This is a genomic window from Amycolatopsis sp. DSM 110486 (genome assembly GCF_019468465.1).
Taxonomy (GTDB): domain Bacteria; phylum Actinomycetota; class Actinomycetes; order Mycobacteriales; family Pseudonocardiaceae; genus Amycolatopsis.
This window is the reverse complement of the sequence record NZ_CP080519.1, coordinates 8,348,892-8,362,717: the sequence shown is the minus strand read 5'-3', so window position 1 is coordinate 8,362,717 and position 13,826 is coordinate 8,348,892. Positions and strand designations below refer to the sequence as shown.

General features: G+C 70.4%; 12 protein-coding genes and 1 pseudogene. 6 read left to right on the top strand and 7 right to left on the bottom strand.

Annotated elements, in window-relative coordinates; all coding sequences use genetic code 11:
- Positions 1 to 61 precede the first annotated feature (61 nt).
- On the top strand, positions 62 to 529 hold the full coding sequence (locus K1T34_RS40365) for a hypothetical protein (RefSeq protein WP_220239955.1): 468 nt from the start codon (positions 62 to 64) through the stop codon (positions 527 to 529).
- Positions 530 to 678: 149 nt separating this feature from the next.
- On the opposite strand, the gene K1T34_RS40360 is transcribed toward K1T34_RS40365, so the two are convergent.
- Positions 679 to 1,026: a hypothetical protein gene (locus K1T34_RS40360; protein ID WP_220239954.1), complete on the bottom strand. Its 348-nt coding sequence runs from the start codon at positions 1,024 to 1,026 to the stop codon at positions 679 to 681.
- 154 nt (positions 1,027 to 1,180) lie between these two features.
- Between K1T34_RS40360 and K1T34_RS40355 the strand changes: the two genes are divergently transcribed.
- Entirely contained in the window at positions 1,181 to 1,432 is a 252-nt protein-coding gene (locus tag K1T34_RS40355) for an amidohydrolase family protein (protein WP_220247645.1), read from the top strand.
- A 414-nt stretch (positions 1,433 to 1,846) separates the two neighbouring features.
- Here the strand turns inward: K1T34_RS40355 and K1T34_RS40350 are convergent, their stop codons facing one another.
- Positions 1,847 to 5,254 (bottom strand): S8 family serine peptidase, encoded by a 3,408-nt coding sequence (locus K1T34_RS40350; protein ID WP_220239953.1) that lies wholly within the window; start codon positions 5,252 to 5,254, stop codon positions 1,847 to 1,849.
- 185 nt (positions 5,255 to 5,439) lie between these two features.
- Here K1T34_RS40350 and K1T34_RS40345 point away from each other — a divergent pair, with 185 nt between their 5' ends.
- Positions 5,440 to 6,402: a helix-turn-helix domain-containing protein gene (locus tag K1T34_RS40345; RefSeq protein ID WP_220239952.1), complete on the top strand. Its 963-nt coding sequence runs from the start codon at positions 5,440 to 5,442 to the stop codon at positions 6,400 to 6,402.
- 535 nt (positions 6,403 to 6,937) lie between these two features.
- Here K1T34_RS40345 and K1T34_RS40340 read toward each other — a convergent pair.
- The 3 genes from K1T34_RS40340 to K1T34_RS40330 form a co-directional block, all read right to left on the bottom strand.
- Complete coding sequence (locus tag K1T34_RS40340; protein ID WP_220239951.1) at positions 6,938 to 7,123, bottom strand: hypothetical protein; 186 nt, start codon at positions 7,121 to 7,123, stop codon at positions 6,938 to 6,940.
- A 712-nt stretch (positions 7,124 to 7,835) separates the two neighbouring features.
- Positions 7,836 to 8,093, bottom strand: coding sequence for a hypothetical protein (locus K1T34_RS53905; RefSeq protein ID WP_255637914.1), 258 nt, complete (start codon positions 8,091 to 8,093; stop codon positions 7,836 to 7,838).
- A gap of 628 nt (positions 8,094 to 8,721) precedes the next feature.
- Entirely contained in the window at positions 8,722 to 11,223 is a 2,502-nt protein-coding gene (locus tag K1T34_RS40330) for an alkaline phosphatase D family protein (protein ID WP_220239950.1), read from the bottom strand.
- A 741-nt stretch (positions 11,224 to 11,964) separates the two neighbouring features.
- On the opposite strand from K1T34_RS40330, the gene K1T34_RS53900 reads away from it, so the two are divergent.
- Positions 11,965 to 12,588: an RHS repeat domain-containing protein gene (locus tag K1T34_RS53900; protein WP_255637913.1), complete on the top strand. Its 624-nt coding sequence runs from the start codon at positions 11,965 to 11,967 to the stop codon at positions 12,586 to 12,588.
- Entirely contained in the window at positions 12,585 to 12,884 is a 300-nt protein-coding gene (locus K1T34_RS53895) for a hypothetical protein (RefSeq protein ID WP_255637912.1), read from the top strand. Before K1T34_RS53900 ends, K1T34_RS53895 begins: the two co-directional genes overlap by 4 nt.
- Before the next feature lie 29 nt (positions 12,885 to 12,913).
- On the opposite strand, the pseudogene K1T34_RS40320 reads toward K1T34_RS53895, so the two are convergent.
- Positions 12,914 to 13,132, bottom strand: a pseudogene (locus tag K1T34_RS40320) (transposase); the annotation flags it as partial.
- Positions 13,133 to 13,192: 60 nt separating this feature from the next.
- Here K1T34_RS40320 and K1T34_RS40315 point away from each other — a divergent pair.
- Positions 13,193 to 13,348 (top strand): hypothetical protein, encoded by a 156-nt coding sequence (locus K1T34_RS40315; protein WP_220239949.1) that lies wholly within the window; start codon positions 13,193 to 13,195, stop codon positions 13,346 to 13,348.
- Positions 13,349 to 13,389: 41 nt separating this feature from the next.
- On the opposite strand, the gene K1T34_RS40310 is transcribed toward K1T34_RS40315, so the two are convergent.
- Complete coding sequence (locus tag K1T34_RS40310) at positions 13,390 to 13,707, bottom strand: hypothetical protein (RefSeq protein ID WP_220239948.1); 318 nt, start codon at positions 13,705 to 13,707, stop codon at positions 13,390 to 13,392.
- Between the last annotated feature and the right edge of the window lie 119 nt (positions 13,708 to 13,826).

The window sequence follows — 13,826 nt, the reverse complement described above, 5'->3', positions numbered from 1 at the left end:
CCGGCGACGGCACCGAGGAGTTCGAGAACGGTGTCCTGGTCGAGCGGCAGGAGCAGGCCGCATGAACGCCCACGACACCGTGCAGGAGCCGAACGAGCACGCCCGCTTCGCGGCATACCTCGATCAGCTGCAGCAGATCGCTGAAGCGGACGAGATCGACTTGATCAGCCACGTCCTCAGTGATCCGGACCAGACGATGGCTCAGTCCGCCGTGGTGCGACACCTGGACCGCCGAGCCGCTGACCTCCATCTCGACCCTGCCTACGTCGAGTGGTCCAAGGCGATGGCGCAGGCCGCGATCGGCCATCCCTTCCTAACGCGACGCCTGCATGAGTGGTCGCTCTTGCGCGCCATCACGCTCAACCTGTCCTGGCGCCCTGGCGACCTGCTCACAGCGTCGGACTGGCTCCAACTCAAGGCCGCCGCCGAGTCGAGCACCGCCGCCGTCGAGATCCTCGCCGAAGGCGGCCGCACCAAGCGGATCCGCAACAGTGCCACGGTCAGCCTCAAACGCCAGAGTCAGCGCTGAACTCGGTTCACCCACAACTCTTGACAATTGCTCTAGCCGCACGAGCGATGTCGCACGGATGTCGTATGCGAACCCGGATGATGGCCTCGGCCCTCCACCTGATCGACGGCCGCCTGGAAGTCGACCTCGGAGATGCCGCGCTGCCCGAGTCACCAACGGTGCAAGAAGCTGCGGACGTCATCAAAGCCGTCGATTGCCCGCCCGTCCACGTCTGTAGGGTCCGCCTCAGCGCGCGCCGCCAACGACGCTGCCAGCGCCACGGCCTCATCGCTGAGACAACCGAACCGCCGCGCGGTATGTCCCAGGCACAGGCCGGCCAGCCCGAGCAAAGGGCTGCCCGACACGGCCCGCGTCCCGACCTCAACACACCAGCGCTCGACGAACGTCTGCTCGTCGTCGTTCGACGCGATTCCGACCAACACACTCGCCGCCTCGGGCTCAAACACCCGGCACCGGAGCGCTCGCTCCAACGTCTCGACGACCACATCGTGCACCAACGCAGGAGGGTTCTCGATACGTCGATGAGATCGCACGCCACGACCTTACGTACTCCCCCGACCGACAAGGTCGCGCCCCGCGAGTTCTGGGACGTTGCTCGCACGACGGCAGTCGTGCCCGGTCTGATCGACAGCCACCTGCACCAGTTCAACTCTGCGTTCGACCGGCCCACCGTGTCGTTGCGAGAAGCAGCGCGATCACCGCGCGCGAGGCCCTGCACCTCTACACGCTCGGCAGTGCCACCACGCAGTTCGCCGAGCACACCTCGGCACGATCGGCCGTGGCAAGCTGGCCGACGTCGTCGTGCTCGACACCGACCCGCTGTCGGTGGATCCAGGTGCCATCAAGGACATCGGCGTCGACCTGACCGTTGTGGACGGTCGGGTGGTGTACGAGAAGGCCTGATCAAGCGGTCTTCTCGGCCGCCCAGTTGCGCACGGCGGGCGCGTAGCCGGCCGGCTTGTCGCCGACTTCGGGCCGGTGCTGACCAGCCACGACTGGTACTCCGGCGTGAACATGCGGTGGACGCCGACCGGGTGTGCCGCACTGACGCGGTCGAGATCGGCGCGGATCTCCGCCCGGGGTCGAGGAAGTTGCCGCGGGCCTCGACGTAACGCCGGAAGATCGGCCGGGCTTCGTCTGCGGTCCTGCCCGTTGGGGCGTGGAACCCCGCCGTGCCGAAGTTCATGGTCCCGAGCGCGAGCCGGTTGGCGCGGCATGACCCCACCGTGCTCGGCCAAAAAATGGACCCGCAACTCCAGAGCTGGTCACGCCGGAAGAACCGGGCCGGGAGGGCTGCGCCGCCCTCCCGGCCCGGGACTAGCGGCCCGCGGTGAACGACACCGTGAGACCGCCGAGACGGGCGATGTGCGGTCCGCTCGTCAGGTTCCGCAGGTCGAACGACAGCCGCGCCGTCCGGTCGGTGCCGAGGGACACCGTCTGCTCGCCGGCGACCGTGCCGTCGAGCCAGAGCACGCCCGTATACGAGCCGGAGCGCTCGCCGACGTTCTTCACCGCGGCCGTGATCCGCGGGTGGCCGTGGGAATCGGCCGCGAGGTCCGACACGGCGAAGCGCGGTTCGGGGCCCGGGGTGCGGTCGTGGACGAACACGTCGGAGTAGCCGTTCGTATCCCCGGCGACGAGGTTCGTCGCTGCGCTTTCGAAGGCGACGTACTTGCCGTCGGTGCTGATCGACGGGAAGTCGCTGTATGCGTCACCCAATTCGCTGTGCGGGCCGCCGGAGATCTTCTCGGTCGTCCCGGCGTGCAGATCGCGCACGTAGACGTCGGAGAAGGCGTCGTCGCCGGCGACGAGGTTGGTGGCGAAGCTGAAGAACGCCACGAACGCGCCGTTCGCGCTGATCCGCGGGGTGGCCGTGTAAGCGTTCGCCCCGCCGGCCGCGCCCAACGCCTGCGTCACGAGAGTGTTGGTGTGCGTCTGCCGGTCGTAGACGTACACCTGGAAACCCTCTTCGGTGCCGCTGATCGCATACGCGACCTTGCGGCCGTCGGCACTGATCGACGGCTGCGTGGCCTCGGCTCCGCCGGGCGCCGGGATCATCTCCGTGGTCCCGGCGCGCCGGTCGCGCACGAACACGTCGCGGTGGGTGTTCGCGGTGCCGGGCACGAGGTTCTCCGCGCCGCTTTCGAACGCCACGAACCGGCCGTCGGCGCTGACACTCGGCTCGAGCGAATCACCGTCCGCCGACACGCCACCCGCGCCGGCCGACACCAGCTCGGTGCGGCCGCTGACGCGGTCGCGCAGGAACACGTCCTGGCGGCCGTTGGTGTCCCCGGGAACCAGGTTGGTGGCGGTGCTGAGGAACACGGCGTAGCGGTCGTCCGAGGTCATGGCCGGCTGGCTCGACGACTGGTTCGCCTGCTCCCCGCCGGTGCCGACGGAGACCCGCTCGGTCTTGCCCGTCTTGCGGTCGTGCACGAACGCGTCGGGCACACCGTTGGTGTCACCCGGCACGAGGTTCGTGGCGCCGCTGAGGAAACCGACGTACCGGCCGTCGGGGCTGACGGTGGGGCTGATGGCCCACGCGTTCGCGCCCGTACCGTCGGAGGCGACCGACATCCGCTCGACGATCCCGGTGCGGGCGTCCCGCGCGAAGACGTCGACGTCCTCGTTGGTGTCTCCCGGCACGAGGTCAGGCGCCAGGTCGCCGAAGGCGATCACGCCGCCGTCGCCGCTGAGCGCGGGCCAGAACGCGTCCGCGTGGACCTCCTGTCCGGTCCCGGTCAACGAGACCCGCTGGGTCGCGGCCGGGCGAGGCAACGCGAAGTCCGTGCCGGCGTGGGACTTCTTGCCCGTGACACCGACTTGCCGAGGCTCGGTGGCCGAGATGCCGGGCGCGGACGCGGACACCTCGTAGGTGCCCTCGGGGACGTTCGGCACGGTGTAGCGGCCGTTGCGGTCGGACACCGCGGTGAGCTCATCCGGGACACCGAGCACGCGGACGGTGGCACCGGGCACCGCCGAACGCGTCGGGCCGAAGGTCACGCGGCCGGTGATCGTGCCGCGCGGGGTCGGCTGGAGCGTGATCTTCAGGTCGGCGATCGCGTCGTCCACGACGGTGGCGCTCACGTGCTGGTCGCGGTAACCGAAGCGGGACAGCGCGAGGTCGTAGCGGCCGGCCGGCAGGCGGAGCGTGAAGTGCCCCGCTGCGTCGGTCGTCGCCTTGCGGCCGGTCGAGGTGACCGTGATCGTGGTGCCGGACAGGGGCGCCCGCGTCCCGTCGGCCGTCACTGTGCCGCTGACGCCGCTGGTAAGCGACGCTTCGGCGACGGCCGCGTACGCGTCGATCCGGCCCGCACCGTAGCGGGTGTTGGGAAGTGCGCCGTAGCGGTCGTCGGAGAATGCCGTGCCGTCGAGGATGTCGAGGGTTTCGTCCACGCTGAGGCCGGGGTTCACCTGCCGCATCAGCGCGACCGTGCCCGAGACGTGTGGCGTGGCCATCGACGTGCCGCTCAGGCTGCCGTACTCGCCGCCGGGCAGGCTCGACGTCACGTCGAGACCGGGCGCGGACAGGTCGGGCACGACGTAGCTGGCGGGCCAGGACTCCGGCGCGCTCTGCCAGTCCGTCTTGTGGACGACACCGCCGCAGGAGAAATCGGGCACGTTGTCGTCGGCGTCGGTCGCGCCGACACCCACCGACTCGTAGATGTTGCCCGGACTGGCCGAGCCGCCGGGCACGCAGTCGTTGCCGATGGCGAAGGCCGGGAACGCGCCGGCGAGGTAGATGTTGCGCGCGGGCTCCACCATCTCCTCGGCGTAGCCCTCTTCGCCGAGGGACATGCTGACGACGTCGGCCGGCTTACCGGCGGGCCTGCCGTCGGCGTCGTACGGCGCGATCGCCCACTGCATGCCGGCGACGACCTGCGCGAGCGTGCCGGACCCGCCGGGGATCACGAGGCCTGCCATCAGATCCGCGCCGGGCGCGACACCGATCTGCTCGCCGGACGCGGCGCCGCCGGCGATGGTGCCGGCGACGTGGGTGCCGTGGTAGGCGCTGTCGTGCGGCGTGGAGTGCACGGGCGTGCCGTCCTCACCGAACTCCAGCCAGCCACCGGGGTGCTCCGGATCGGCAGGGTCGTCGGTCACGAGCTTGCCCGCGAGGTCGGGGTGCTCGGCGTCGATGCCGGTGTCGAGGATCGCCACGCGCACACCCTTGCCGGTGAGCCCGCGTTCCTGTTGCACGCGGTCGGCGCCGATCTTCTGCACGCCCCACGTCGCCGTTTCGCCCGCCTGGCGAGCGGAGACCTTCTTGACCGGCGGCTCGGTCGGCGTGGTGAGGGTGAAGTTCGGGATCACGTGGTCGACCAGTGGCAGCGCGGCGACGGCGTCGAGGGTGGCCGGCGTGGCGCGCACGAGGACCATGTTCTTGAGCCAGAAGGTGTTCACGACCTGATCGCCGCGCGCGTCGACGAGGTTCACCACCGGCGCCTGCATGGCGGCGGCCGAATCGGCGAGCTGTCGGCGTGCGTCGGCGCGCGTGAGCCCGGTGCGGTCCTTGAGGACCACGGCAGCTTCGAACCGGGTGCCCGGGCCCGTCCGGGCCGCGGCCATCCGGGTTCTCAGTTCCTGGGCGATCTTCGGCGAGTGGGCCGGCCCGGTGGGGGCGGCCGACGCCGGTGCCGCGGGCAGTGCGCCCAGCGTCCCGGCGGTGACCAGCACCGCGAGGACCAGGCGTTGCCCGCGCGTCCGCAAGGCGGACAGGGACATGGGGAGACTCCTTCGCTCCGTCATCTCTGGCAGGGGAGATGTGGCGGGCGCGTCGGGGTGGGCGCCCGCCACCGGAAAACGGTGCAGGAGTGATCAGGGGCGTGACAAGCTCGCAGGGTGGCCAGTTCCGGTCAGCTGTCGTGTTTCCGACAGCCTTCGTGGTCCGGACCAGTGGGAGGAACGACGTGCTCGAGGCGATCGGGCTCAGCGGTGACGACGAGGCGGTTTACGACGTGCTCGTCCACCGGACGCAGGCGACGGCCGCCGAACTGGCGGAAGACTGCCACCGCCCGCTGGCGAGCGTGCGCCGGGCGGTGCAGCGGCTCGTGGACCTCGGGCTGGCGACGCGCTCGGCGGGGCGCCCGGCGCGGTTCGTCGTGGTGCCACCGGACAGCGCGATCGAGGCCGTGCTGCAGGAACGCGAAGCCGCGCTGCGCGACACGCGCCGTCACATCGCGACGTTGACCGCCGCCTACCGTGCGAGCACCCGCTTCGCGCAACCGGGCGAGCTGGTGGAGGTGATCTCCGGGCGCGACGAGGTCAATGAGCGATGGTCGTGCGTGCAGCAGGAGGTCCTTGTGCAGATGCGCGGGTTCGATCGCCCGCCGTATGCCGCGCCGAACGGGCACCAGGAGCCGAACCACATCGAGCTCGCGCTACTGGAGCGGGGCGTGCGCTACCGCGTCGTATACGACAAGAGCGCGCTCGAACTCAGCGGCGTCCTCGACGACATCGCGGTCGGTGTGCGCCACGGTGAGGAGGCCCGGATCGCCGGCGAGGTGCCGATGAAGCTCGCGATCGCGGACGACCGGTACGCGATGATTCCCTTGCTGCGCCCCGGGGACGTGGCGTTGACAGCTTCGTACGTGATCCACCCGTCGCCGCTGCTGGACGCGCTGATCGCGTTGTTCGAGGCGGTGTGGGCGCGGAGCGTGCCGTTCCAGTCGGGCGCTTCGGACGCGTTGCCGCCCGGCGAGGCGCAACTGCTGATGCTGCTGGCGTCCGGGCTGACGGACAAGGCGGTCGGGCGCGCGCTGGGCTGGAGCGAGCGCACGGTGCAGCGGCACGTCACAAAGCTGATGCACCGCGTCGGCGCGCGCACCCGGTTCCAGATCGCGATGGAAGCCACGCGGCGAGGCTGGCTGTGATCATCGGCTCGAAGCCGTAGCGACCAGCGAGGCACGCTGGACGGTTTGCCGCGCGCGCGTGCCGCCTACGTACCGGGCGGCCGAGGAGATGGCTGACGTCATCGCCGATGGCGGGCGCGGGCAGGCTACGACGTCGACTTCCCGAATGCGGGACCTCGCTTCGCCGTGCCTTCGGCGAGCGCGCTGCCCCAGACGTCGTTTCTTGGCCCGAGGTTCGCTCGCTGGTTGGGTGGCAGCGGAATCGCGTTGTGCTCACCCGGCTCCCGGGCGCCATACTGCCAGGACGCCGGCGCCGCGCACTTCCCGAAGCCGCTGCGCTCCACCGCGGTTCGGTAGCCCGTGCTGAACTCAGCACGGAGCCGCCGGCGCCGGTTCCGGTGCGGTGCGGTGCGGTGCGGTGCGGCGAAGGATGCGCCGCTACGACGGCTACTTGCGGCCGTCGGGCTCGGCGTTGCGCCAAGCTCCGGTTCCGGCGCTCGCCGGAGCGCACTACACCGAGCGCGAAACCCTTCACCACCAGGCCCTAAGCCCCAGGTCAGGGGTTCGTCGGTGCCTTACCGCGTTTCAGTGCGGCAATGGTGGCCCGGATTCTCTCTTCTTCCTCGTCAGCGGCTGAGCCCATGCCGGTGACCCGGTCCATGTGGACGACCAGGAGGGCTTCAAGCCGATTCAGCCATTGGCCGTTCGACTCGCCGGGCCTCTGCTGTACCTGGTCAGCCATGGCCTCAGAGTACGGCTTCGCCCTGACGCGAAGCCGCTTGGAAGCCGATCTTGGCTACAAAATAAGTTTCCGCACACAGGCGCTCGTTACGGACTGTGGCAGTCGTGTCGCGCCATGGCGACTATACGTAGTGACGTCCCGGCGGGCCGGCCGTGCTGATCCCCGGCACGGTGCCGGAGGCCCGGGCCGCCCCGAGCTGATGGCCGTGCGCTCCAGCGGCGGCCTGAATCGCCACTCCTCGACAAGCAGGCCGGCGAGGCGCTGCGCCGAGGACCGCGCAGCGGGACCGTCCTCCTCGACCTCGGCCCGCTGTACCCGGAGCTGTCCCCGACCGCGCCTGCCGGCGCTGCCTGCGGGCCGCGCGACCCACCCCGCGGTCTCTCCGGCGCGGTGCGCAAACCTACAGCGAGGCCCGCGCGGCGCACTGGCTGCTTCTGCTGGCCGCCGACCGGATCGACGCGTGGGAACACCGCCTCAGCTCGTTCGCCACGGTCCGCCCGGACAACCCCGTCACCGAAACCGGTTTCCCCAGCGAGTTCCGCCACGGCTTTTCATCCCGGGTCGGTAAGAAACGCGCGGACGTCAAGCGCCACCTGCTGGACCCGGTCATCGTGGCAGGAGCTTGGGTGCTGGCCGGCGGCCTCGTCGTCGCGGGGGTCAGGAAACTCCTCCGCAGCCGATGACAGAACCAGGTCAGACCCGTCCGCCCGGGCTAACCGGACTCGTCGCGGTCGAGCATCGCCGCGTAAGCCGACGTCATGACCCAGCCGTACGCGATGTGTGGCACCACGTCGGACACCCAGTCCGACAGCGACCAGTTGCGCGGGTTCGACACCCCGATCGCCGCCATCGGCGCGGCCGACACGGCGATGGCGCCCACGGTGGTGGCCGCTCCGGCCGTCCTCGCGGAGGGCCGCCAGCCCGCCGCCCTGATGGCACCGTAACCCGTCCCCACCACCAGACCGGACACGATGCCGAGCAACGCACCCGCCCCCGAAACCCGGTTTCCCGCCCGTCGGCGGGGATCGTGATACCGGCCAAGTCGGCCAACCGCGTCACACTCTGCTCCGGGGTCCGGCTGGCCGGTCTGCCGCGCAGCACCATGTCCAGGTAGGTGACGGCGTGCAACGCCGTCGTATCCGCCTCCCCCGCGGCGAGGCCACGCAGAATCGATCTCATCATGCCGACGGGTGCCCGCACTCACACCGGCGAAACCCGAACGCCCGGCGCGGCGATGGCACGGGGGTCGTTGTCGACAGGAACGAGGAGCGGCCGAGCAGGTCGACCCGGGAGCCCACTAACGGCGGCAGATGTGTGGCCTCGAGCACGGGATAGCGGTCGATCAGCCGGTATGGAACAAGGCGGCGCTTCTGCTTCACCACCTCACCGGCAACCACGATCGACGCGTGACGCCGGGTGAACCAAGTCTGTCCCGCCCCAGCGCCAGCCGTCCCCGCGAGGGCGAGCATGACCGTGCCGGAACCCGCGCTGACGGCCCGGCGAGCACGAGGTCGCCGGGCCAGCACGCCGCCGTTACGCCCGGCGAAGAGGCCGAAGGGTGGAACACCGAATTTGCGGCGCCCCACCCTGGCCGGCGATCAGAGACCGGCGAGCACCGCGAACGGGTCGGCCGCGCCGCCGTTGTCGAGGGCGGCGATGCGGCGGCCCAGGGTGAAGGCGGCGCCCGGGGCGAGCGTGATCTGCCGCTGCGTCATGGCCCAGATGCCGCACGCGTACACCGTGAAGCCGGGCTCGTCGTAGAGCAAGCCGTAGGTCTGGCGGTCGGAGCCGGTCATGCCCAGCCACGGGGCGGTGGGGGTGAAGTCGGCGGGCGCGGAGGCGGTGATGGTGCCGTGGCCGGCGATGCCGCTGCGCTGGCCGGTGCCGTCGTGGTCGACGACGTCGCCGAGCCAGAACGTGCGGGCCGCGTCGGCGGTGTTGGTGAACACGGTCTCCGCGCGCACCCACGGCTCGCCCGTGCGCACGCCGAACGTGGTCACCACGCCGATGCCCGCGACCGCGGTGCTCGCGCCGGTGACCCGGACCTCGGTCGGCGAGATGAGCTCGACGGCGGTGGCCCGCACGGTCAGCTGCTGCCACGCGTTGCCGCCGCGCGGCTGCGCCGCCGAGGCGTAGGGCAGGTTCATCCAGTCGAGCTGGTCGAGGTGCCCGACCGCGGCGAGGTCGAGCGGCTTGCCCAGCGTGACACCGGGCAGCTGCGGGTCGGTGGTGCCGGCCGAGATCGCCAGCGCCAGCAGGTCGTTGGCCAGCACGAAATCCGACGCGGTGGCCTGCGACTGCGGGCCGGGCACCGTGCGACCCTTCGCCGCGCTGGCCACCGACCGCGTCAGCCGGAAGTCCACTGTGGACCCGCCGGTCGCGCCGATCCGCACCGGCGCGGAGACCAGGTCGTAGCCGACCCCGTTGACGCGCAAGGTGTAGGCGCCGGCAGGGGCGAAGACGACGTATTCGCCGGCCGGGTCGGTCGTGACGGCGACGAGGCGCGACCCGTCCTCCCGGTGCACGGCGACCTCGACATTGCCCAGCGGCTTGCCGTTCGCGCGGTCGGTGACCACCCCGGCCAGGCCGTCGCCGTCGTCGACGCGGCACGCGCCCGGCACGCCGTCGTGCACCTCGTAGGCCGCGATCGTGTAGGCGGGCGACGCCGCGTCGCTCGCGTTGAGCACGATCCGCAGGTCGCTGCGCCACTTCTCGCGGGTGACCACGCACTTCACGTAGCCGCGGTAGGTGCCGTTGTAGAACTTGACGTGCGGGTTCGCCGGCAGGCCCAGTCGGACGTCGGCGTCCCAGCCGGCGCCCGACGAGATCGACGTGCCCACGAATTCGGTGGCGATCGTGCGTGAGTGCGGGTCGTCGAAGTCGGTCTTGAGATCGTTGACCCAGTGCGTATGCCAGTCGCCGCTCAGCACCACCGGGTTGGCGGGCCGCTCGCGGGCGATGAAGTCGAGGATGCGCGCGCGGGCCGGCGGGTAACCGTCCCACTGGTCCAGGTTGACGATCTTGCCAGGCCCGAGGTCGTAGTCGAACTGCGCCATGATGGTCTGCTGCGCGATCACGTTCCAGGTGGCCTTCGACGCGGCGAGCCCGTCGAGCAACCAGCGCTCCTGCTCGGGTCCGGTGAGCGTGCGCGCCGGGTCGAACACCTCGCCGGTCGGTTCCTTGCGGCCGTCGCCCAGCGCCTGGTCGGAGCGATACTGGCGCGTGTCGAGGATGCTGAACTCCGCGAGCCGGCCGAAGCTCATCCGCCGGTACATCAGCGCGTCCGGACCGTGTGCCTGCTGCTCGGGGCGCATCGGCAGGTGCTCGTAGTACGCCTGGTAACCGTTGGCGCGCCGCTCCAGGAACGGCCGGCCGTCCCCGGCGCCGCCCGCAACGTCGCCGGCGTAGTTGTTCTGCACCTCATGGTCGTCCCAGGTGAGGAAGAACGGGAACCTCGCGTGTGCCGCGCGCAGGTCCGGGGAGGTCTTGTACAGCGCGTGCAGCCGACGGAACTCGTCGAGGCCGCCCTTGGTGGTCTCGTAGATGTAGTCGCCGAGGTGCACGACGAAGTCGAGGTCCTGCCCGGCCAGGTCGCGGTAGGCCGGGTACGGCCCGCCCGCCCACGACTGGCACGACACGAACGCGAACCGCATCACGTCCGGCTTCGCCCCGGGCGCCGGCAGCGTGCGCGTGCGGCCGGTACGGCTGCGGACGCCGTCAGCCGTGAAGCGGTACCAGTACCACCGATCCGGCGCCAGGTCCGTCGCCAGCACGTGCACGGTGTGCGCCGACTCGGGCACCGCGGTGACCGCCCCGCGCGCGATCACGTGGCGGAACCCTTCGTCGCGCGCCAGCTCCCACGTCACCTGCACCGGCTCGGCCCGCATTCCGCCGGTCGCCGCGTCCAGGGGGTCCGGCGCGAGCCGCGTCCACAGCACCACGCTCGTGTGGTCGGGCTCGCCGGAAGCCACCCCCAGGGTGAACGGCGCGGGGTCCAGCTCCGCCGCTTCCGCGAGCTGCCCCGCCCCCAGCGCCACCGCACCGACCGTGCCACCGGCCAGCGTCAGGAACCGCCGCCGATCCAGAGAAAACGTCGCCATCTGTCCGTCTCGTCCGTTCTGTCGCCCAAACCTCGGCGAGCGTGCCGGACCCAGGTGCCGACCTCATGGCGGCGAGGTGAACGGCTCCGGTACACCGGACGTCCGGTGTCGGTGGTCTGGTCGGCAGAGAACTTCCAGGCCGCTCCCCAGCGATCGCGCCCGGAAAAGCTTGGGTACCGCCGCCTTCTTCAGAGTTCGAAGGCAGGCGCAGAGCTGCGACGTTTGGCTGTTCGCGGCTGGGAAACGTTCGCCAGTGTGCCCGGCCTGGGGATATAGAGAACCTGCTGGTCGCCGGTGCGGTTGACAGTGGTTGGGCGCCGTTCGACGCCGTCGAACGCCGTTGATCAGATGCTATTGCTCGACGGATCTCGCCCATGTGCTCTTCGCCCACGTCGAGGGCACAGCCGCAGCCGAGGTCTGTTCCCTGTCCATTCCCTGTGCTGTCGGGGGATCCCACAACGCTCGATGGTCGCGCGAGGCCGTCATCGGCCAAATCAGCGCTCCCCGAGAACGGCTGTACGGCGACGCATGATCCGCCGTGTGGCCCCAACCAGCACCAGGTGTTCCAGCCGCCCGGAGAGCAGCAGAGTTCTAGCAGCCCGGATCAGTCTCGCGAGCGATTCGCACGTTGATCTCGTGCTCACACCACCTACACCTACGACTCGCTCTCCCGCGTCTCCAGCGTCACCGACGGCAACGGCGTCAAGATCAGCTACGGCTACGACAAACTCGCCCGCCTCGGTGAGCACCGCCACCGGCACCGGGCTGGCCGCCTACGGCTACGACACGCTGGGCAACCGCACCACCGCCCAAACCATGCTGGCCACCTTCACCAACAGCTACAACTGTCGCCTGCTCACCCAGGTCATCCGAACCGCCGGCGCCTCCCCGCAGAACACTCGATACCACTGCGACCTGGTTGGTAACCTCACCGCCCTGGACGACCCGACTGGCACCATCTCCTGCGGCTACGACGCGGCCAACCGGGTGACCAGCCTCACCGACCAGGGCCGCAAGATAACCAGCTACGGCTACGACAACGCCGACCACCGCACCTCCGCCACCCTGCCCGGCGGCACCACCGAAACCACCGGCGTCGACGCCAGCGGCCGGCAGACCGCGATCACGGTGAAGAACACCGCCGGCACAGTGCTGCTCTCGAGCACCGACCGCTACACCCGCACCGACGGCAGCGACACCGGCTCGATCCAGTCCCACACCGACGCCGCCGGCACCAGCGCCTACACCTACGACGGGTTCGGCCGCCTGACCCAGGCCGGGGCCGCAACTACAGCTACGACCTCGCCGGCAACATCACCGCCGGCGACGGGCACACCTACACCGTCAACAACGCCGACCAGATGACCGGGATCGACTCGATCACCGCCACCTACGACGGCGCCGGCAACCTGACCAGCACCAACCCCAGCGGACAGGTCAAGTACAGCCCGACCAACCAGGTCGACTCCATCACCTCCGGCGGAGCCACCGAGTTCAGCGCCGCCTACGACACCCTCGACCAAACCCAGCCGGGCAGCATCACCGAAACCACCAATGGCACCACCGTCAACCACGTGTTCACCCGCACCGCGCTGGGTATCTCCCAAACCGTGGACAACGGAAAGCCACCACCTACACCCACGACACCGTCGGCGCCCTGACCGGACTCGTCGACACCACCGGCAGACCCCTACTTGCGTCCGGCGGCCAGGCGGCCGTCGAAGCCGATCTCGAACGCGTTCAACGCGGGTTTCCAGCGCATCGTCCAGCGTTTGCGGCCGGTGCCGGTGGGGTCCAGGCTCATGATCGCCACGTAGACACAGTTGAGCGCGGCCTGCTCGTTCGGGAAGTGTCCACGGGCCTTCACTGCGCGGCGGATGCGGGCGTTGACGCTTTCGATCGCGTTGGTCCCCTTCTGGTCAACGGCTGGGTGCGGACCGGTCATCCCGAGGCCCAGAGATCCGAACTGGTGCTGCGGATCGCCGCCGCAGCCGGGCGCGTAACGGACATCGAACCGGACCGGGTGCTGGTGGTCATCCAGGACAGTCCCGCGCAGTTCGCGGTCGAAGGCGGCCGTCCGCTGCCGAAGCCCGGCGAGGAGAAGGCCTGGCTGGCCGAGTCTTGATGCCGAGGTTCGGGTTGCCGGAGCGGGACTTTCCCGACGGCCTAGCGGTTCGCCCGGCCGAGGTGGCGCAGTGCCGCCTCGGCCGGGCGAACCGCGCCGCACATCCCGTGCCCGCCGTGCCCGGCGGGTCGCCGCCGAGCAGAGATACATCCCCGGCACGCCCACGTCGTACGGCGAGAGCATGGTGCGTCCTTCGCCCCGGTGACGATGTCGCCGCCGACGTAGTTCGGGTTGTACACCGCCATCGCCGTGGCCGACCGCACCGCCGTGCCGACGATCTGGTTCCCGAAGCCGGGCGCGAACCGCTCGATCTGCGCGATGATCGCCTCGGTGGCGTCGCCGGTGTACCCGTGCGGCACGTCTGCATACGTCCACAATGGATGAACGTTGTCCGCCGAGCGGGCCGGATCGCCCAGGTACTGCCGGCCCGCCCCAGCCGGCCGAGCAACAACTGCTCGTCCACCCAGGCCGCGCGATC

Coding starts and splice junctions, on each gene's coding strand:
- K1T34_RS40330 (WP_220239950.1), bottom strand. CDS start 11,223: ATGGCGACGTTTTCTCTGGATCGGCGGCGGTTCCTGACGCTGGCCGGT.
- K1T34_RS40365 (WP_220239955.1), top strand. CDS start 62: ATGAACGCCCACGACACCGTGCAGGAGCCGAACGAGCACGCCCGCTTC.
- K1T34_RS40340 (WP_220239951.1), bottom strand. CDS start 7,123: ATGGCTGACCAGGTACAGCAGAGGCCCGGCGAGTCGAACGGCCAATGG.
- K1T34_RS40350 (WP_220239953.1), bottom strand. CDS start 5,254: ATGTCCCTGTCCGCCTTGCGGACGCGCGGGCAACGCCTGGTCCTCGCG.
- K1T34_RS53895 (WP_255637912.1), top strand. CDS start 12,585: ATGACCGGGATCGACTCGATCACCGCCACCTACGACGGCGCCGGCAAC.